We start from the raw sequence: 18,259 nt of genomic DNA, 5'->3' as shown, positions 1-18,259 counted from the left end.
ATAGGAAAAGGTACCAGGTACCTTTTGAGCAGAAACAGGAGATACTCAATGGCAAACTTAAACAAGGTCATGCTTATCGGTCGCCTGACCCGCGACCCGGAAATCAAGGAATTCAGCAACGGCGGGAAAGTGGCCAACATCGGCTTCGCCGTGAACAACCGCCGCAAAAACCAGCAAAGCGGGCAGTGGGAAGAGGTCCCCGTATGGGTGGATTTAAAAGCGTTCAATCGCGATTCCGGCCGGAAGCTGGCCGACCTGATCGAAAAATACCTGCACAAGGGCCAGCAGGCCTATGTTGAAGGGCACCTCGTCCTTGAAGAGTGGGCCGGGAAGGAAGACGGCAAGAAACAATCCAAGATGGTGGTCTATGTGGACGAAATTGAGTTCCTGGGAAAGCGTGACGACGAGACTGCGGGCGATTCGGAGTCAAAAAAGCCCGCGGCCGCCAAGGCGTCAAGAGCCGGCGGGACAGTAAGGAACAAAAGTATGCAGGATTCCCCGCTTTGCGGGTCGCAAATCAAGCGCATTGCGCGCAGAATTTGCGAGGGCGTATGCCGCGCGAAGCGCACCTGAGCTCCGCGAAGGGAAAAATTCAACTGAATTTTTCAGGCTAAGTCAAAAGGTGTCGGGCTGCTTTTTTGTTTACATTTCCAGGAAGGTCCGGGGAAATGTAAGATGAATTATTGGGGCCACGCTAATTAACTATAATCGGAGCCAGTCTATGAAAAACGATAAAAGCGGAAAAGATTACGATCCTGAAGTGGAACTCGCGAAAGGCGCCAACCTAAGCGCGGCATCTTACGACAAGACCCAGAAAATTACGGTCACCGTCGGAAAAGTCACGGTGGGCGGCAAGCCCGGTATTGCCGAGATCTCAGGTTTAGCCACCGGCCAGCATGACGCGGGCATTGACGGCACCATAAATTTGTGGCTGTCCATATTCCGCTACATGCGGCCCGACGGAACAACCGACCACGTGGCCGGCTGGAATATTCCTTTGGCCCTGAAAGCCGGGCAAACGCCTATTGAGACGGCTACAGCCTTCGCTGATTATATAAATGCCGGCACCAGGCCCTATAACGCCAAAGCCGCGGAAAACAAAACCACAGCGACAGTAACGATTATATTCACTGTGATAAAATCGGGGGCATAGCATTCATATCTGCCGCTTGAACTAATATTATGACCGTGCTAAAAAACATGAAACGACAATTTCTGTTCCTGCTGTTTACCGACGAGCAATGCCGGCTGAATCACGCGTTTATGTACGCTATAGACCTGCATAAAAGCGGCTATGAGGTGAAAATAATAATTGAAGGCGCGGCCACGCAATGCTTCAATCGTTTGGCGGAAGGGGGAAAATTTACCGAACTCTTCAATGAAGCGCGGGACACCGGGCTTATAGCCGGGGCCTGCAAAACCGCCTCCGGCGGCTGCTCCACCGGCGACGCAAGCCGGAATGTGGCGGATATCGCGGCGGAGAATAAAATTAAAATGCTTTCGGCCCTGTCCGGCCACGCGGCGATAGAACCATTTATAAGCGAAGGCTATGAAGTGCTGGTGTTTTAAATAAGCGAATAGCAAGAAAGCGAATAGTGAATAGCAGATTTTTTCCAGTTGCCGCTATTCGCTATCTTACTATGCGCTATTCGCTTCTTGATATTACTATGGAATATATTAAAAAATATTTCGGTTTTGCGGAGCACGACACAAGCTTTAAAGCCGAATTCGGCGCGGGGCTGGCCACTTTCCTGACCATGTCCTACATTATCTTCGTGCAGCCCGCCGTGCTTGGCGCGGCCGGCATGGACAAGGGCGCCGTTTTCACCGCCACCTGCCTGGCCTCTGCGCTGGCCTGTTTTATAATGGGCCTTTACGCGAATTATCCCATAGCCCAGGCTCCGCTGATGGGGGAAAACTTCTTTTTCACCTACGCCGTAGTGCTCGGCATGGGCTACAGCTGGGAAAAGGCCCTTGGCCTGGTGTTCATTTCGGGCCTGGCTTTCCTGGCGCTGACGCTTACAAAATTGCGCGAGCGCCTGGTGGACGCCGTGCCCGAGAACCTGAAATACGCCATCGCCTCCGGCATAGGGCTGTTCGTGGCGCTAATCGGCTTTAAAGAGGCGGGGCTTGTTATAGCTTCGCCGTCCACACTGGTCAAGCTGGGTTCCGTCACTTCGGCGCCGGCAATTTGCGCCATGGCCGGGCTTATTGTGATGGCGGCTCTGTTCGCCCGCAAGGTTAAGGGGGCGGTGCTTATCGGCATTCTGGTTTCGGGCGCGGCCGCCTGGGCCGCGGGCCTGACAAGTTTCGGCGGTGTGGTAAGCGCGCCGCCAAGCCTGGCGCCTACTTTTTTTAAGCTGGACCTCGCCGGCCTTATGACGCCCGACGCCTTGGCCGTGGTGCTTATTTTCCTTTTCATGTCCTTGTTCGACACGCTGGGCACCCTGCTTGGCGTGGGCGTGCAGGCGGGCCTGCTTAAAAACGGGAAGCTTGAGCGTATCTCCAGGGCGCTGGTGTCGGACGCCGTGGCCACCACCGCGGGCGCGCTTATGGGCACCTCCACCGTTTCCAGCTACATAGAAAGCGCCACCGGCGTGGCCCAGGGCGGCCGTACCGGGCTTACCGCTATAACCGTGGGCGCGCTGTTCCTGTTAAGCCTGTTCTTCTCGCCGCTGGTTGGCTCTATAAACGCAGCCCTGCCGCTTGCGGACGGCACTTTTATCCACCCGGTTACGGCCCCGGCTCTCATTTTGGTGGGCGCTCTGATGATGGGTTCGGTCTGCCGCATAGACTGGCGCGACATGAGCGCCGGCATACCAGCCTTTATTACCATGGCGCTTATTCCCTTTACTTTTAACATAGCCGACGGCATAGCTTTCGGCTTTATCTCTTTCGTGGTCATAAAAACCTTATCGGGGAAGCGCAAGGACGTGCCGCCGCTGCTGTGGGTGATTTCCGCCCTGCTGGCCATGCGATACGCATTTTTAAAGTAGGTAAATTGTGAAAATATTATTGGCCGTTCTGCTGGCGGCCGCTATGCCGGGGATGGCGCGGGCGGAAAACAAACCCGCGTTTAAGTGGGTTCCCAATAACGAGTTCTACTTTATCCTGCCTTTGCCGCAGAATATATATCTGCCGGGGAACAAAGAAACCGCGCAGGTGCGTCCCTGGGGGCTGGGCCTGATGTCTTTGGGCAATGGTGAGGAGTTCTCTAAAACCGGCGGCCTGCAGCTGCAGCATGTAAACCTGAACGGCAGCAGTCTGGGCGCGGATAATTCGTTCTATATTTTTGACTTCCTGGCGGGGCTGGGCTACATGTCGCCGAAAATTCAAACCAAGCCCCTTCGCTTTACCGCTTCAGCACTGGGCGATATCGGGCTTGCGGCGGGCGACTTTTTTATGGCGCCGGTGGTTTCCGCCGGTTTGTTTTACCAGACAGACAACGGTTCTGACGCGCCCAGCGGAATAAACTTCACTTTTTTTTACCGGTTTACGGAAATAAGCCTCAGCGATATGGGCGGCGGCACTAGCGGAAAACTGCGCCCGGCCCTGGGTTTTAAAATTGGCTATATATTCAAAGGCTTCTGGACCCAGAAAGAGCCAAAGGGGTAAGGAGTTCCGGCAAACCGGAAGAACCGTATATATTTTGAATAAGCGATTTGTTAGAATTAACCGGGAATGCGGCGGTGGTTTTATAAAGGAGTAGACATGGAAAAATTAAAAGCGGCGGAATCGGTTATTGTTCAGCAGAAAAAAGAATGGGGGGAAATTTTAACCGGCTTTGAAACAAAGAACAAATATGCCGTTTTAGACTCTTCAAATCAGCAGCTGTATTGGGCCGCCGAAGAGAGCTCGGTTTTAGTCAGATTGTTCCTTAAGGTGCTAAGGCCTTTGACCATGCACATTTTATCCATGGAAGGCCGGCCCGTCATAAAATCCGTAAAACCGTTCAGATTCTTCTTCCATGAGGCGACAATTTTCAATTCCGAAGGCAGACCCCTGGGAAAGATCAAGCGCAGGTTCTCAATATTGACAAAAAAATTCACGGTTGAAGAGCCCCAGGGAGCCGTGATGTATAGCATCTGCGCGCCTGTCCTGCACCCCTGGACTTTCAAAATCTCAAAAAACGATATTGAGACAGGTGAAATAGTGAAAAAATGGAGCGGCCTGGGCAAAGAAGTTTTCACCGACGCCGATAATTTCAGCGTCAAGTTCCCGCAGGGCGCGAACGAGGAGCAAAAAGCCGTGCTTCTTGGGGCCTTGTTCCTTATAGATATGGTGTACTTCGAAAGGTGAAACGCCCCTGGCAAGAATTTGGGATCTAAAAAATGGACCTTAAAACTGACATTGAAACTCTTACAGGCGCGCTTGGCGGGAAACTGCTGAAAGGCGACCCGCGCGCGGTCTTTGACCGTTTTGAAACAGACTCGCGGAAAGTGAAGAAGGGGGATTTTTTCCTGCCGCTCAAGGGGCTTAACTACGACGCGCATACTTTCCTGCCCGCCACCCTGGCAGCCGGAGCCGGCGGCTGGATAGCGGAAGCGGCAAAACTGCCCGCCCAAAAGCCGGCAACCGTTATAGCCGTGGACAACACCCTGCTGGCCCTCCAGCGTCTGGCCGCCTGGCACAGGCAGCGCTTTAATATTCCGCTTACCGCGATAACAGGTTCCAACGGCAAGAGCACTACCAAGGAAATGCTTCTTTCAATTTTCCGGCAGGCCGGCAAAACCTGTTCGAACGCCGGCAATTGTAACAACCAGTTCGGCCTGCCCTTATCCCTGCTTGAACTGGACCAAAGCCACAAATTCGGTGTTTTTGAACTCGGCGCTTCGCGCAAGGGCGATATTCTTGAGATCGGAACCCTCGCCCGGCCCACCTGCGGCATTATAACGAATATCGGCCCGTCGCACCTGGAATATTTCGGCAGCATGGAAACCGTGTTTGAAACAAAAATCGAGCTGGCCGCCTGCCTTGCCGCCGGGGGAAAACTGGTTTACAATTCGGACGACGCTTACCTGTCCCGCCTTGAAAAATCCAAAGTCAACGGCCTTACCTTCGGCTGCGGTAAAGAGGCCGATGTCCGCGTGTCTCCGGGAAAAACCCTGGAGCTTACACATGAGGGAAAGTCCTTTAGAATAACGCTCCCGGCTCCGGCCAGCCACAATTTTTATAACGCGGCGGCGGCCGCGGGCGCCGCTTTAGCCTGCGGGCTCTCGTGGGATATGATAAAGGCAGGGCTTGAAACCTATACCCCGCCGCCCATGCGCATGCAGGTTTTACATTTTAAAGCAGCCACTATAATTCTGGACGCCTATAACGCCAACCCCCAATCCATGGCGGCGGCGCTGAAAGAACTTGCGGATTACCCGGCCCCGCGTTGGCTGATGCTTGGGGACATGAAAGAACTGGGAGCGCATTCCGCCGCCTATCACGCCGAGCTGGGGAAAGCGCTCACTGCCGCTGCGGCGGAAAAAATATTCCTGGCCGGGCCTGAAATGAAAGCGGCGGCCAACGCTTTTTACGCGGCGGGGGGAAAAGGCCTTATCTACGCGCCTGAAATGGCGGCCTGGCTCGCCGAGGCAAGGGAATTGATAGCAGGCAAAAGCGGAACTTTCCTTATAAAAGCCTCCCGCTCCATGAAATTTGAAAAAATAATAGAGGGAATGGAAAGGGGAAGTTGAAAGTGATCAGTAACCGGTAATCGGTAATCAGTGAACCGGTAAATCAGCGAACTCAGATGTTGCCTTACCGCCATTGATTGTCAATTACCCCATTCCCGCCGTTACTCCAAGCAAACCCTCCCTAAAAATAATAAAATATACCAGTGAATTTTAATTAAGATAGTTCGCCAGCACATTCAAGGTGCTAGTGCAACAAGGCTAGTCAGGATACCATTGTGTCGTGGGAATAATTGGAGGGGGTGACGGCGGGTTTGCCCGCTGCGCCCCAGTAGCGGGGAGGAGGCTCCACCCCTCAATACGGGGTGGAGGGGGACCACGGGAGGGTCCCCCCACGGGTCTGGGGCGAAGGGCAATCCGCCGGCAGGACCCCCGAACTTGCAGCCACGACACACATAAATTCCACCGCTTGTTGCACTAACGATTTGAACTTGTGGCCTGCTTTTAAGGAGTAAACATGCTTTATTACGCGTATCACCTGAAAAGTTTATTCAGCCCTTTAAATGTTATGCAGTACATAACTTTCAGGGCGGCCGGAGCCGTTATCACCTCATTCGTGTTAAGCCTTCTTTTAGGGCCCTGGCTGATAGCGAAGCTCCGTTCCTATAAAATAGGCCAGGTTCAGCGCACCGACGGCCCGAAGTCCCACCTTTCAAAGCAGGGCACCACCACCATGGGCGGCCTGCTGATATTTTTTACGCTGGTGCTCGGCACCCTGCTCTGGGCAAGGCTGGACAACCGCTTCATACTGCTTTTGCTTTTTACCACGGTAGTGCTGGCCTTCACGGGCTGGATGGACGACTACACGAAACTGGTCAAGAAGAATCCGGCCGGCGCTTCTTCAAAATTTAAATTTTCGCTGCAGATATTTACCGCCATAGTCGTGGTGGGTTACCTGGCCGTCAGCCCGCCGAACACGGCCTATTCCACCATGCTCCTTATCCCCTACACCAAGGAAGTTTACCTCAACCTCTCGGTTTTGTATTTCGCGCTCGCCATGATAGTTATAATCGGCTCTTCAAACGCCGTAAACCTGACCGACGGCCTGGACGGGCTTGCCGCCGGCTCTATAATGTTTACCGCGCTGACTTTCGCCGTTATCGCCTATTCGGCCGGCAATATCAAGCTGGCGTCCTATTTTAAAATAATCCCCGTGGAGGGAGCGGGGGAAATAGTCGTATTTTTAGGCTCCATGATGGGCTCCTGTCTGGGTTTTCTCTGGTTCAACTCCTATCCCGCCGAGGTTTTTATGGGCGACACCAGTTCTCTTTTTCTCGGCGGGGCCATAGGCGTGGCCGCCCTCTGCGTTAAAGCCGAGCTGCTGCTGCCGGTGGCCGGCGGCATTTTTCTCATTGAGACCATGTCCGTAATACTGCAGATGGGTTCCTTTAAACTGCGGAATAAAAAACGCCTTTTTTTAATGGCTCCCATACACCACCATTTTGAGCTGAAAGGCATAGCCGAATCAAAGGTCACAATGCGTTTCTGGATAGTGGGCGTAATGCTGATGCTGCTCGCGCTGTCGTCGCTGAAGATAAGGTGAAAAAGAAGTAGATAGTGGATAGTGTAGAGTGTAGAGCGTCTAAGGAATTTCCTTATAATCTCTACACTATCTACTCTCCACTCTACACTGTCTTTTAAATTAACATAATGTTCCATCCTGAAAAATTCAAAAATAAACGAGCGCTGATCATCGGCGCGGGAAAATCGGGCGCCGCCTGCGCCGGCTTGCTTGCCGCCAGGGGATTTTCCGTACTGCTGAGCGAGGCGAAAAAAGCGGCCGAAGTGCGGGATAAGATCAAAGGCCTCCCCGCTAAAGTAAAAGTGGAAACCGGCGGCCACAGCCGCGAAGTTTTCGCCTGCGGATTCGCCGTAAAAAGCCCCGGCATGCCCCGCTCCAATCCGCTGATCGTTTCACTTGAAAAAAAGGGAATTCCGGTTTTCAGCGAAGTGGAAATAGCGCTGGCTTTCTCAAAAACAAAAAATTTTCTGGCCGTCACCGGCACCAACGGAAAAACCACCACCACCGTGCTTCTGGGAGAGATAATGAAACGCCACCTCGCCGGGACGGGCGCAAGGGCTTTGGTCTGCGGCAATGTGGGAATTCCGGCCTCGGCCCTGTCGCAAAAAGCGCGCGCCGCTGATTTTATAGTGATGGAACTTTCAAGCTACCAGCTTGAAGACTCCTCCCGCCTTAAACCCGCGGTCTCCTGCGTGCTGAATATCACCCCCGACCACCTTGACCATCACGGCGGCATGGCCGGCTATATAAAGGCGAAAGAAAAAGTTTTCAAATTCCAGGGGAAAGATGATTTTTGCGTTTTAAATTACGAAGACCCGCGCTGCCGTGCGCTAGAGCGCCTTTGTAAGGCGAAAACGCTTTATTTTTCTTCGGCCCGCCGCGGGGGAGACCTTAACGCTTACAGCGGATCCGGCGGCAGCCTTGTTTTTAAAACGGGGGGGGAAACCTGCCGCTTAGCTGCGCCCGCCCTGCCGGGCGCTCATAACCTTGAAAACGCCATGTGTGCGGGGCTTATGGCGCTTGCCGCCGGGGTAAAGCCTGAAACGCTGAAAAAAGTTTTTTCAAATTTTAAGGGCGTGGAGCACCGCATAGAAACAGCGCGCGCGCTTGAAGGAGTTACATACATAAACGATTCCAAAGCCACCAATGTGGACTCAACACTGGTGGCGCTGAAGGCTTTGGGCGGCGCGAAAAACATCCACCTGATACTTGGCGGGCTGGATAAGGGCAGCCCGTATTCGCCCTTAAAACCGCTGCTGCGGAAATATGTGAAAGAGATACTTACCATAGGCTCGGCCGCCGCTAAAATCGAGAAAGAACTTTCCGGCGCCTGCCCTCTTACGCCGTCAAAAGATCTTAAAACCGCGATCAAGACCGCCCGAGCGAACGCCGCCGCTGGCGACCTGGTGCTTTTATCGCCCGCCTGCGCCTCGTTCGACCAGTTCAGCGATTACGAGGCCCGCGGCCGTAAATTTAAGGAGTTAGTAAAAAAACTTAAATGAGAATCTCCACCAGCTATTCGCTATTCGCTATTCGCTATTCGCTGCCTTTTTAATATGGACTACGCTTCAAAAAGGGAAAGACTGGATTATAATGTGATAACTAATCACAGCCTTAAATACATGGACTATTCCCTTCTCTTCATAGTTTTCTGTCTGCTGGTTTTCGGGCTGGTTTCGCTTTACTCGGCCAGCGCCATCTACGCGTCCAACAAAGGGCTGAATTCTTTTTATTTCGTCAAGCGCCAGGGGTTATATATGTTAGGCGGCCTTATTCTTACCGGGGTAATAATCCGCCTTGACCTTGAGAAAATACGGCATTTCATAAAGCCGGCCGTACTCGCCACCATTGCGCTGCTTGTGATCACCCTGTTCATGCGGCCGGTGGCGCATGTGCGGCGCTGGATACCGCTCGGGATAATGAAACTGCAGATGAGCGAATTCGCCAAGATAGCGCTGATACTTTATCTGGCCGATTATTTTGACAAAAACAACAGCCAGCTCCAGGCCTCATGGAAAGCTATGGTCAAACCTTATGCGATAACCGGGATCGTCTGCGCGCTGATAGCGCTTGAGCCCGACCTTGGCACACCCGCGCTGATCTTCCTGGTGGCCTTAATGCTGTTTTTCGCGGCCGGCGCTAAATTGAAACACATATTCCTGCCGCTTACGGGCGTGCTGCCGGTTTTTATATTTGAGCTTTTCAGGCATCCTTACCGCATAGCGCGGCTTAAAACCTTCCTCTCGCCCTGGCAGGACGCCTCGGGCACCGGCTACCAGCTGGTGCAGTCATTGCTCGCCGTGGGCTCCGGCGGCTGGCTCGGCAAGGGACTCGGGGCGTCAAAACTAAAACTCATGTATCTGCCGGAACCGCACACCGATTTCATTTTTCCCGTGATCGCGGAGGAACTGGGGCTCGCGGGCGGGCTTCTTATAGTGGCATTGTTCACCGCTTTCCTGATAAAAGGCGTGCGCGTGGCAAGAAACGCGCCGAGCCTTTATACAACGCTTGCGGCGCTCGGGCTCTCGCTTACCGTTACGCTTCAGGCTTTCTTCAATCTTTCAATGGCCATAGGGATAATCCCTACCAAGGGCATCCCGCTGCCGTTTTTTTCATACGGTGGTTCCTCAATACTCGCAAGCCTTATGGCTGTCGGACTGATTCTCAACATTTCAGCCCACAGGAGCCCGGTGAGATGGTAAGTCAGGAGTTAAGAGTTATGAGTTAGAAGTTAGAAGTCAGTATTCAGAAGCAGAACATTAGGAATTCTGACTAATGGATTCTGTCTACTTGCCAGGGAGAAATATACAGTGCAAAAATCTAAAAGAATCATTATCGCCTCGGGGGCCACGGGCGGGCACTTTTACCCGGGATTTGCCGTGGGCAGGGAACTTAAAGCATCGGGCTGGGAGCCGCTTTTTCTGGTAAAAAAAGACGACATGGCCCGAAAAACGCTGGATGAGGCATATCTCCCTTACGCCGAAATTGACACACGCGCCCTGCCAAGGACGCTTAACCCCCTGTCCCACATAGCTTTCGCATGTAAACTCGGCGGTTCGCTTAACGCCTGCCTTAAAATTATTTCCGATTTTGAGCCGGCGGTCGTGTTCGGCACCGGCAGTTATGTCTCTTTTCCGGCGCTCCTCGCGGCGCGCATAAAGGGGGTGCCGGCCCTGCTGCACGAGTCTAACGCCAAATTCGGGCTTGGAAATTATCTCTGCGCCCGTTTCGCGGGCCTGGTGGCGCTGGGTCTGCCTATGCGGACCAATTCTTTCGCGGCCAAGTCGCGGCTTACAGGCACCCCCATAAGACCCTTTTTCTCCGAGCCAAAGCCCAAAGACGAAGCCAGGGAGCTTTTGGGCCTTGAAAAAGACCTGACCTCTTTCCTTGTTTTCGGCGGCAGCCAGGGCGCCCGGAGATTAAACTTGGCCGTAGTCCATGCGGTAAAAAAACTTTCCGGCCTGGGGCTTAAATTCCAGCTTGTCCATGTTGCCGGCAGGCGGGATTTTGAAAGCATAAAGACAGCCTACGGCAAAACCCTGGAAGCGAAATGGCTGAAACTTATCGCCTACGAGGAAAGAATGGACAACCTTTACTCCGCCGCCGACTTCGTGGTGGCGCGCTCAGGCGCCGGCACGGTGGCCGAGCTGCTCAGCCTCGCGAAACCGGCGGTGCTGGTGCCTTTACCCTCGTCGGCCTCCGGCCACCAGGAAGAGAACGCAAAAGTTCTTTCAGAGAAAGGCGCGGCCATATTGCTTAAAGAAGGCCCCGCCTTTGAGGCGGAACTCGCCGTCTGCCTTAAAGAACTGATAAAAGAGCATGAAAAACTCAGCGAGATGCAAAACAATTTCAAGCGGGTCCAGGCGCCGCCGCCGCTGAAAGCTGTTGAAAAATTAAAGGCGCTTATAGAAGAAATTGAAAAAAGCCATAGGCAAAAAGACGCCATAAGCTCTAAGCCATAGGCAGAAAGGCTGCCATAAGCTTTACGCCATATGCCATACGCTTTTAAGGAGTTCCCTATATAGCTTATGGCCTATGGCTTATGGCGGGCGTATTGCGCTTACGGCATATGGCGCGGCTGGAACAGCCGCAGGGCTTATGGCCTAAGGCATACGGCATATGGCAGAAAGCTTACGGAGGAAATATGGAAATTGAAAAAGGTTCAAAGTGGGTAAAGTTCGAAGTGATGGAAAATTTTATGCGCGATGTTTTCAAGGGGCTGGGCGTGCCGGCCGCCGAAGCCGCCGTCTGCGCCAATGTCCTGATAACGGCGGATAAACTGGGCATTGATTCCCACGGGGTTTCGCGCCTTAAGCCGATCTATTACGACCGCATAAAGCAGGGCATCCAGCTTGCGAAAACCAGGTTTGAAATAGTTAAAGAAACGCCCACCACCGCGGTAATAGACGGCCACAACGGCATGGGCCACTATATCTCCGTGCGCGCGATGAATATGGCCATTAAGAAAGCCAGGAAATACGGCCTGGGCATGACGGCGGTGCGGAACTCAACGCATTACGGCATAGCGGGCTACCACGCCCTTCTGGCTGCAAAAGCCGGCATGATAGGCATAACCGGCACCAACGCGCGGCCCTCGGTCGCGCCCACCTTCGGCGTGGAAAACATGCTGGGCACAAATCCCCTTACCTTCGCGATACCTACCGACGAGAAATTTCCTTTCCTTCTTGACTGCGCCACTTCAATAACTCAGCGCGGGAAGATAGAGGTTTACGCGAAACTCGGCAAAAAAATGCCCAAAGGCTGGGTTATAGACTCAAAGGGAAATTCAAAGACCGACTCCGTTGCCGTACTTAAGGACCTGGTTGCGGGCACGGCCGCGCTGGTGCCTGTGGGGGGAATAGGCGAAGAACTGGCCGGTTACAAAGGCTACGGTTATTGCGCCGTGGTTGAGATACTTTCGGCCGCGCTGCAGCAGGGCGCTTACATGAAGATGCTGCTCGGCGTGAAAGATGGTAAAAAAGTGCCCTACCCGCTGGGACATTTTTTCCTGGCCATTAACATAGAGGCGTTCACCCCCCTGCGCTCGTTCAAAAAGATAGCGGGGAACATTCTGCGCGAACTGCGTGCCTCGAAAAAAATGCCTGGCGCCAAACGCATATACACCGCCGGGGAAAAAGAGCATCTTACCTGGCTTTACCGCAAAAACAAAGGCGTTCCGCTGAACCGCGAAACCCAGAAAGAAATGCTCGCCATGCGCGCGGAGCTCGGACTTAAGAAATATAAGTTCAATTTTTAAAAATAAATTGTCATTGAAAGTGTAGAGTGCAGAGTAGATAGTGTAGAGGCTATAAAAAAATTCCTTCGACACTCTACACACTACACTATCTACTCTACACTAGTAGTGAAAATCCCATGCTTGAGGAATATAAATCCAAGTTTATAATATATTCGGGCATTTTTATGGCCTTTCTGGGCTATGGCGGCAATGCCCTGGGACTGGAGCCGTTCCACAACATGTTCTTTGTTTTTGCCTGGTGGTCGTATATCCTCATCATTGACGCCATCATCTACAATATCAAAGGGGACTCCCTGATAGTTTCAAGGACGGATGAATTTTTCGCGCTTCTGCCCTGGTCGGTTTTCATCTGGCTGGTGTTTGAAATGCTGAACCTGCGCCTTGGCAACTGGCGCTACAACGGGCTGCCCTGGACGCTTAAAATCCGCTGGATAGGTTACCTGCTCTCGTTCGCCACGGTATTGCCGGGCCTTTTTGAAACCACGGAACTGCTGGAAACCCTGGGGCTTTTCAGGAACGCCGGAACGCGGCCTCTGGCCTTCAGTCCGAAGCTCTCCGGAAAGTTTTATTATGCCGGCGCGGCCATGCTTGCGCTGCCGCTTATATTCCCTAAATATTTTTTTGCCCTCGTCTGGGCGGCTTTTATTTTCCTGTGTGAACCGTTAAATCACAGGCTTGGCCTTAAATCGCTGCTGGGCGATCTGCAAAAAGGGCGGCCGGTTAAGCTTTATAATCTGCTGGTTTCCGGAGTTATCTGCGGCTTCCTCTGGGAATTCTGGAATTACAAAGCCGGGGCAAAATGGCTTTACAACGTGCCCTTTGGCGGGCCCTGGAAGCTTTTTGAAATGCCTTTGCCGGGTTATCTCGGTTTTCCTGTTTTCGCGGTGGAATGCTACGCCATGTATAACCTTATAACCTGGCTGCGCCGCGGCAAAACCTGGGAGGAAGACTGCCAGAACCCGCATGAAACCGTAAAACCGCCCGCCTGGCTGCTTTTGTCTCTTCCCTTTGTGTTGCCGGTATTCTTTTACTACGCGCTGCGCGCCATAGACGCGCACAGCATCCAATTCTTCTACGGCTGGCTGTAAGCTCACGCAAGTCGCTTTGGGTTTAGCGCCGCAAGGTAGCACAGTCGGGGCTTGTCCCGCACTTTGGCTCGTTTACCCGAATTCTTCAGTTGAAGAATTCGGGTTAAATCTGTGGTCAGGGGGGAAGGCGAACGAGAAGCGCCAGCGCGGGCCCGGCCGGGCGGGGCTTCGCGCTCAGCAGGTTAAGCTGGTCTTAAATCCACAATCACCCGGCACTTTAAAACGCCGGCAATCTTTTTAAGCATACCAAAGGTAAGATTTTGCTCTCCGCTCTCAATACGCGAAATTGCGCCCTGTCCCGTTCCAATTGCTTTAGCCAATTGAACCTGGGTCATATGCTGATGTTCTCGTCGCTCTACGATCTTTTCCGCAATAACCGCTTCCAGGTAATACCGCTCAAAACCCTCTTTAAATCCAGGCGCCTTCATTTCCTCATGGAGCCTGTCGCGGAAAGTCCTTTTCTTATTTATCATTTTCATAATATTCCTCTCAGATTTAAACTTTGTTTCGTTTGGTCCATTCAATCATTGCTTGTTCCGCGCTTGTAATTTCGCCTCCTGGGACAGCCCGCGTCTTTTTTAAAAATCCGTGGGTGATAACAATAATCTTGTTCCAGAAGAAATATAAAAACCTGTGTTCAAAAGTATGGAATCCACAACGAAGTTCCCGGATCTTCCCCCGCAAAATATCAGCATGTGGACGTTTCAAATTTGGCCCTTCTTCCTCAAGTCTGGCCATGATTGCCATAGCTTTTTGCCGGTGTTTCTCCGGCATTGTATCAAGGTAATCATCCACCGGCGATCGTTCAGCGCCCGCTTTTTTATAAAACTCAATTTCGTAATTTATCTGATTGCCCATTATTCCTTCTTTACCTACAAATCATGATAAATATCATATTTATAGTATATCACATATATGGTATATCGTCAAGGGCCGGGTTATCTTGGTTTTCCCGTTTTCGCGGTGGAATGCTACGCCATGTATAACCTTATAACCTGGCTGCGCCGCGGCAAAACCTGGGAGGAAGACTGCCAGACCCCGCTTGAAACCGTAAAACCGCCCGCCTGGCTGCTTTTGTCGCTTCCCCTTGTCCTGCCTGTGTTCTTTTACTATGCGCTGCGTGCCATAGACGCGCACAGCGTCCAATTCTTCTACGGCTGGCTGTAAACCCGCAAACTAAAAAGGTAACGCCAGACTTATGTTTTGGGTTTAGAGCCGCAAGGTAGCCCAGTCGGGGTCCTGACGAGGGATTTACCACGCGGGGGCCGGGTGCTCCAGCGCGTCGCCCCTTATCCTCGCCCTCCGCTGACTGCAAGCCCAAGTCGGGCTCCGGAAACCCCCGCGCGGCAAACCCCTCGTCACCCCTCCAAAAATCCGCCGCACATTACGTTCCCTAATTTCTTAACTCAGTGCTTCTTTAAATTTAGGGCAATCTGGTGACATAATACTTAAGTACAATCTGCTGCCAAGACGCACTTGTCAGCATAAAAACACCGGAACAGATATAGGTATTATGTCACCGGATTTCCGCCGATCTCCTTCCACTACAGCATAGTCTCGGGGTAATTTTCAGTGAAAGGAGTATTATGTCACCGGATTACATGGGGTAGTTATCTGCCTCCTCTCATAATTAAAGCTGCAAATGTTTTCTTAATCCAATTTGTAACTGTAGGATTTTTAATAGTCCGTGCACCCCAGCTTCTCATTATTGGGGACTGGCCGAGATAACGCGCCACTATTCGTAAACCCCTCCCCGGTAAACTTATCCAAAACATAGAGAACTCCTTACTGAACAGTATTAGAACAGATTTTTATAACCTCATTCCTAATCCTGAATTAACCACCGGCATTGACACCCAGACCTGCAAGCTTATTGTGCTGAACTCCAATCATTTTCTATAGTAAGCAGATTTTTTTGTTCCACGTCCATCATGAATGTGAATTTCCTCAAACCCCAATTTTTTTGCAGCTTTTTTAAAATATCTTCCAATTTGTTGTGAAGCAGGTCTCATTTTTTTAAATAATTCAAAAAAAACATTTTTATAAAAATCAGAGCCAACGCATCTGTAAGTTGGACCGCCAATCCAGTCCATTCCTAAAACATCTAAGGCACAAAAGGCAGATTCCTCCGACTTACCTTTATGGTCATTGCTTTTTAGGTAGTTGGAGATATCAATGATTAATAAACTTTCAGTGATACTTAGAACAGCGTTTTTGTCTAAAGATATTTCATATTTACCAAGTGATTTAGTTTGCTTAAGTTCTATCTTCATAATAAACCTCTTTTTTTGCACACATATATTGAACGTATACTTAATATAATAGCATTACGTATAAATAATGTCAATATTGATGTTTACTGTATAATATATTGCATTTTGATACGTATAATTATACGTATATATCAGATAATAACAGTAAATATAATCAAATCATTTTTTTCTTAAACCATTTAAAAAGTAATCTGATCTGGTCGAGTAGGGCTTCATGACCCGTTCCCTCCTTACAAACCCAATTTCCTTGCCGGCTCTCACCCTCCGATTACTTTACAATCCACATAGCCAGTCGGCGCTCTGCATCGCAGTCCCCTGGATTCTGATATAATTCCACTAAGCAGCAGAGCGGCTTCGCTCAACGTGTTTAACGGTTTTGTCCAATTTTTTGATAAACTTACTTGGATTTATGATTGATGTCAATTAGGGGAATAGAGGAAAACAATGAAAAGAATTTTATTATCATTACTGTTAGTTTCTTCATTTGCGGCAACCAGTTATGCGCGCGACCAGATTGAAAAAGCTTCCGGTAAAATAACCGACGATATTATTGAAAGCACAAAGACCTGGGGGGCAAGCATTGCAGTAATGCCGTTTCGCAATCCCGACGACGAGGTAAGCAAGCTTGGGAGACTTATCTCGGATGCGGTCAACGATAACATGGTCAAAAGCGGAAAGTTTACGGTATTGGACCGCGGTTTCGTGTCGAAACTCCTGGGTGAAATTAAGTTTAATGTGACCGGCTTCACCGACCAGACGGCTGCCCTCCAAGTGGGCAAATTCGGTGGAGCCGGGTTTGTGCTGGTAGGAACTATTGAACCTTATGGGGAAAAGAAATTGATTATTCACGCGCGGCTCATCCAAACCGAAACCTCGGCGATCGCGGGAAGCGCGAAGGCGGAAGTTAAATTTGATGAGGACATGAAAAAACTTTACGAACAAAAAACCTCTGTTGATTCGATTATTTCCGCGATGCTTCCCGAAGGGAAAGTCACTGAGGACGCGGTGTTCTTAAATCAAAACGGAAAAAACGGCTGCAGGTGGGTGGAATCACATTCTGTCACCCCCGTTATTACCGGCGAGCCAGCTACACGCGCCATGGCTGTTTCACTCGCCAGGCAAAAGGCTGTCGCACTTGTTTCGGGTTTCCGGCAGCCTGTTAAAATTGATTTTAAGGATTCTGCGATACAAAATCATCTTGAGAGCATTTTGAGGCTGACAAAAAGTCCGGTGATAGAAGAGGAAAAGATCACCAAAGAAGGGGTTTCAGGCAAAAACTACAAAATGGTCCTTCAGGCCTGCCTTAAACCGACCAGAGCAAACAAAGACAAAGAATTTAAAGTCGAGCTTTTGCTGAACCAGAACAGTTTTATTGAAGGACAGGAAGCCCGCACTCTTGTGGTTTCAAACCGCGACGCCTGGCTGTACATATACAGCGCTGATTTCGACGGCAATCTCAGCCGTGTTTTTCCCTTTTCGGAAAATTTATCCAATAAGATTGAAGCCGGCAAAGCATTTATTTTCCCGGACGAAAATCATCACCAGGCGGGTATTTCACTAATCGCCCAGTTACTAAAGGGAACCGACAGCTCCGTGGAAACTTTATTGGTGGTAGCTATTAAACGGGATGTGGGGGAATTGATCAATGATATAAAGACAAGTTCCGGGCTGTTTGACGCTCTCGATACGTCCGGCGACGAATGGGCAAATGATATCCGGGTTTACACCATTCACAAATAATAGTTACCATCCCGGCTGGCGGCTAATCTGTGGCAGGCATCAAAGGGCGCTCCCAAGTGCCGGGGGTTTAGTGAGTTAGTTCATTTCGGGAGAATAAAATGAAAAATGTAAAGAGTTTCGTTCTTTTGTTTGCCGTGATCTTGGCAGCGGTTGGGTGCTGTCTGGCAGTTTCCGTAGGCAATGAGGCCGGCGGCGCGACTGACACCGGGAAAAATAGTGGCGTAGTCAGATTTCGCTGGGCCGCCGGTAAATCGCCAGTGCTCAACGGCCTTGTGCGCACTTTTGAGGACGAGGGCGAGATGAGCGGCCCCATGGGGGTCGCTTTCTCGCCGGATGGCAAATACGCGCTGTCGGGATGCAACACCCTCAAGCTCTGGGACATAGCCACAGGCAAACTGCTGCGCACTTTTGCGAGAAGTGGTGGGGCTGGGAACAGCGTCGCTTTCTCTCCGGACGGCAAATACGCGCTGTCGGGAAGTTATCATGACAAGACCCTCACGCTCTGGGACATAGCCACGGGCAAACTGCTGCACACTTTCGAGGGGCATGGGCACAGTGTGACCAGCGTCGCTTTCTCTCCGGACGGCCAATACGCGCTGTCGGGAAGTTATGACAAGACCCTCAAGCTCTGGGACATAGCCACGGGCCAACTTGTGCGCACTTTCGAGGGGCATGGGAACAGTGTGACCAGCGTCGCT

Annotated in this window: 19 protein-coding genes; 16 read left to right on the top strand and 3 right to left on the bottom strand. The window is 51.2% G+C overall.

Features of this window, described 5'->3' with window-relative positions; all coding sequences use genetic code 11:
- The first annotated feature begins 48 nt into the window (after window positions 1–48).
- The 13 genes from NTX59_06280 (at window position 49) to NTX59_06220 (ending at window position 13,548) form a co-directional block, all read left to right on the top strand.
- Window positions 49–573, top strand: coding sequence for a single-stranded DNA-binding protein (locus NTX59_06280; protein ID MCX5785277.1), 525 nt, complete (start codon window positions 49–51; stop codon window positions 571–573).
- 148 nt (window positions 574–721) lie between these two features.
- The gene (locus NTX59_06275; GenBank protein MCX5785276.1) at window positions 722–1,153 is read left to right on the top strand and encodes a hypothetical protein; all 432 of its coding nucleotides are present in this window, start codon (window positions 722–724) and stop codon (window positions 1,151–1,153) included.
- A 47-nt stretch (window positions 1,154–1,200) separates the two neighbouring features.
- Window positions 1,201–1,569, top strand: coding sequence for a hypothetical protein (locus tag NTX59_06270; GenBank protein ID MCX5785275.1), 369 nt, complete (start codon window positions 1,201–1,203; stop codon window positions 1,567–1,569).
- Window positions 1,570–1,667: 98 nt separating this feature from the next.
- Complete coding sequence (locus tag NTX59_06265) at window positions 1,668–2,996, top strand: NCS2 family permease (GenBank protein ID MCX5785274.1); 1,329 nt, start codon at window positions 1,668–1,670, stop codon at window positions 2,994–2,996.
- Between the two features lie 7 nt (window positions 2,997–3,003).
- A complete protein-coding gene (locus NTX59_06260; GenBank protein ID MCX5785273.1) occupies window positions 3,004–3,615 on the top strand; it encodes a hypothetical protein in 612 nt (203 codons plus the stop codon).
- A 96-nt stretch (window positions 3,616–3,711) separates the two neighbouring features.
- On the top strand, window positions 3,712–4,299 hold the full coding sequence (locus NTX59_06255) for a phospholipid scramblase-related protein (protein ID MCX5785272.1): 588 nt from the start codon (window positions 3,712–3,714) through the stop codon (window positions 4,297–4,299).
- Window positions 4,300–4,331: 32 nt separating this feature from the next.
- On the top strand, window positions 4,332–5,684 hold the full coding sequence (locus NTX59_06250) for a UDP-N-acetylmuramoyl-tripeptide--D-alanyl-D-alanine ligase (protein MCX5785271.1): 1,353 nt from the start codon (window positions 4,332–4,334) through the stop codon (window positions 5,682–5,684).
- Window positions 5,685–6,138: 454 nt separating this feature from the next.
- The gene (gene mraY / locus NTX59_06245; protein MCX5785270.1) at window positions 6,139–7,224 is read left to right on the top strand and encodes a phospho-N-acetylmuramoyl-pentapeptide-transferase; all 1,086 of its coding nucleotides are present in this window, start codon (window positions 6,139–6,141) and stop codon (window positions 7,222–7,224) included.
- A gap of 107 nt (window positions 7,225–7,331) precedes the next feature.
- Complete coding sequence (murD, locus tag NTX59_06240; GenBank protein ID MCX5785269.1) at window positions 7,332–8,705, top strand: UDP-N-acetylmuramoyl-L-alanine--D-glutamate ligase; 1,374 nt, start codon at window positions 7,332–7,334, stop codon at window positions 8,703–8,705.
- Between the two features lie 54 nt (window positions 8,706–8,759).
- A complete protein-coding gene (gene ftsW, locus NTX59_06235) occupies window positions 8,760–9,905 on the top strand; it encodes a putative lipid II flippase FtsW (GenBank protein MCX5785268.1) in 1,146 nt (381 codons plus the stop codon).
- Between the two features lie 108 nt (window positions 9,906–10,013).
- Complete coding sequence (locus NTX59_06230) at window positions 10,014–11,165, top strand: UDP-N-acetylglucosamine--N-acetylmuramyl-(pentapeptide) pyrophosphoryl-undecaprenol N-acetylglucosamine transferase (protein ID MCX5785267.1); 1,152 nt, start codon at window positions 10,014–10,016, stop codon at window positions 11,163–11,165.
- Window positions 11,166–11,347: 182 nt separating this feature from the next.
- Window positions 11,348–12,460: an Ldh family oxidoreductase gene (locus NTX59_06225; protein ID MCX5785266.1), complete on the top strand. Its 1,113-nt coding sequence runs from the start codon at window positions 11,348–11,350 to the stop codon at window positions 12,458–12,460.
- Between the two features lie 116 nt (window positions 12,461–12,576).
- Window positions 12,577–13,548 (top strand): hypothetical protein, encoded by a 972-nt coding sequence (locus NTX59_06220; GenBank protein ID MCX5785265.1) that lies wholly within the window; start codon window positions 12,577–12,579, stop codon window positions 13,546–13,548.
- 182 nt (window positions 13,549–13,730) lie between these two features.
- Here NTX59_06220 and NTX59_06215 read toward each other — a convergent pair whose 3' ends face one another.
- Both NTX59_06215 and NTX59_06210 read right to left on the bottom strand, forming a co-directional pair.
- Window positions 13,731–14,027, bottom strand: coding sequence for a helix-turn-helix transcriptional regulator (locus NTX59_06215; GenBank protein ID MCX5785264.1), 297 nt, complete (start codon window positions 14,025–14,027; stop codon window positions 13,731–13,733).
- 16 nt (window positions 14,028–14,043) lie between these two features.
- Complete coding sequence (locus tag NTX59_06210) at window positions 14,044–14,406, bottom strand: type II toxin-antitoxin system RelE/ParE family toxin (GenBank protein MCX5785263.1); 363 nt, start codon at window positions 14,404–14,406, stop codon at window positions 14,044–14,046.
- A gap of 57 nt (window positions 14,407–14,463) precedes the next feature.
- On the opposite strand from NTX59_06210, the gene NTX59_06205 reads away from it, so the two are divergent.
- Window positions 14,464–14,715, top strand: a complete 252-nt coding sequence (locus NTX59_06205; GenBank protein ID MCX5785262.1) for a hypothetical protein — start codon at window positions 14,464–14,466, stop codon at window positions 14,713–14,715.
- Between the two features lie 722 nt (window positions 14,716–15,437).
- On the opposite strand, the gene NTX59_06200 is transcribed toward NTX59_06205, so the two are convergent.
- A complete protein-coding gene (locus NTX59_06200) occupies window positions 15,438–15,821 on the bottom strand; it encodes a hypothetical protein (GenBank protein ID MCX5785261.1) in 384 nt (127 codons plus the stop codon).
- 444 nt (window positions 15,822–16,265) lie between these two features.
- Here NTX59_06200 and NTX59_06195 point away from each other — a divergent pair, with 444 nt between their 5' ends.
- Window positions 16,266–17,561, top strand: coding sequence for a DUF4384 domain-containing protein (locus NTX59_06195; GenBank protein ID MCX5785260.1), 1,296 nt, complete (start codon window positions 16,266–16,268; stop codon window positions 17,559–17,561).
- Between the two features lie 98 nt (window positions 17,562–17,659).
- Window positions 17,660–18,259 (top strand): WD40 repeat domain-containing protein (locus tag NTX59_06190; protein ID MCX5785259.1); only part of this gene is annotated, 600 nt, incomplete at its 3' end.

The sequence above is a fragment of the Elusimicrobiota bacterium genome (assembly GCA_026388155.1).
Classification (GTDB): domain Bacteria; phylum Elusimicrobiota; class Elusimicrobia; order Elusimicrobiales; family UBA9959; genus UBA9634.
Note: the sequence above shows the minus strand (reverse complement) of the source record. Positions and strands in the feature narration are given on the sequence as shown.

Bases quoted from the DNA above. Each gene is read 5' to 3' on its own strand.
- NTX59_06280 (MCX5785277.1), top strand. From the start codon at position 49: ATGGCAAACTTAAACAAGGTCATGCTTATCGGTCGCCTGACCCGCGAC.
- NTX59_06275 (MCX5785276.1), top strand. From the start codon at position 722: ATGAAAAACGATAAAAGCGGAAAAGATTACGATCCTGAAGTGGAACTC.
- NTX59_06270 (MCX5785275.1), top strand. From the start codon at position 1,201: ATGAAACGACAATTTCTGTTCCTGCTGTTTACCGACGAGCAATGCCGG.
- NTX59_06265 (MCX5785274.1), top strand. From the start codon at position 1,668: ATGGAATATATTAAAAAATATTTCGGTTTTGCGGAGCACGACACAAGC.
- NTX59_06255 (MCX5785272.1), top strand. From the start codon at position 3,712: ATGGAAAAATTAAAAGCGGCGGAATCGGTTATTGTTCAGCAGAAAAAA.
- NTX59_06250 (MCX5785271.1), top strand. From the start codon at position 4,332: ATGGACCTTAAAACTGACATTGAAACTCTTACAGGCGCGCTTGGCGGG.
- mraY (MCX5785270.1), top strand. From the start codon at position 6,139: ATGCTTTATTACGCGTATCACCTGAAAAGTTTATTCAGCCCTTTAAAT.
- murD (MCX5785269.1), top strand. From the start codon at position 7,332: ATGTTCCATCCTGAAAAATTCAAAAATAAACGAGCGCTGATCATCGGC.
- ftsW (MCX5785268.1), top strand. From the start codon at position 8,760: ATGGACTACGCTTCAAAAAGGGAAAGACTGGATTATAATGTGATAACT.
- NTX59_06225 (MCX5785266.1), top strand. From the start codon at position 11,348: ATGGAAATTGAAAAAGGTTCAAAGTGGGTAAAGTTCGAAGTGATGGAA.
- NTX59_06220 (MCX5785265.1), top strand. From the start codon at position 12,577: ATGCTTGAGGAATATAAATCCAAGTTTATAATATATTCGGGCATTTTT.
- NTX59_06215 (MCX5785264.1), bottom strand. From the start codon at position 14,027: ATGAAAATGATAAATAAGAAAAGGACTTTCCGCGACAGGCTCCATGAG.
- NTX59_06210 (MCX5785263.1), bottom strand. From the start codon at position 14,406: ATGGGCAATCAGATAAATTACGAAATTGAGTTTTATAAAAAAGCGGGC.
- NTX59_06205 (MCX5785262.1), top strand. From the start codon at position 14,464: ATGGTATATCGTCAAGGGCCGGGTTATCTTGGTTTTCCCGTTTTCGCG.
- NTX59_06200 (MCX5785261.1), bottom strand. From the start codon at position 15,821: ATGAAGATAGAACTTAAGCAAACTAAATCACTTGGTAAATATGAAATA.
- NTX59_06195 (MCX5785260.1), top strand. From the start codon at position 16,266: ATGAAAAGAATTTTATTATCATTACTGTTAGTTTCTTCATTTGCGGCA.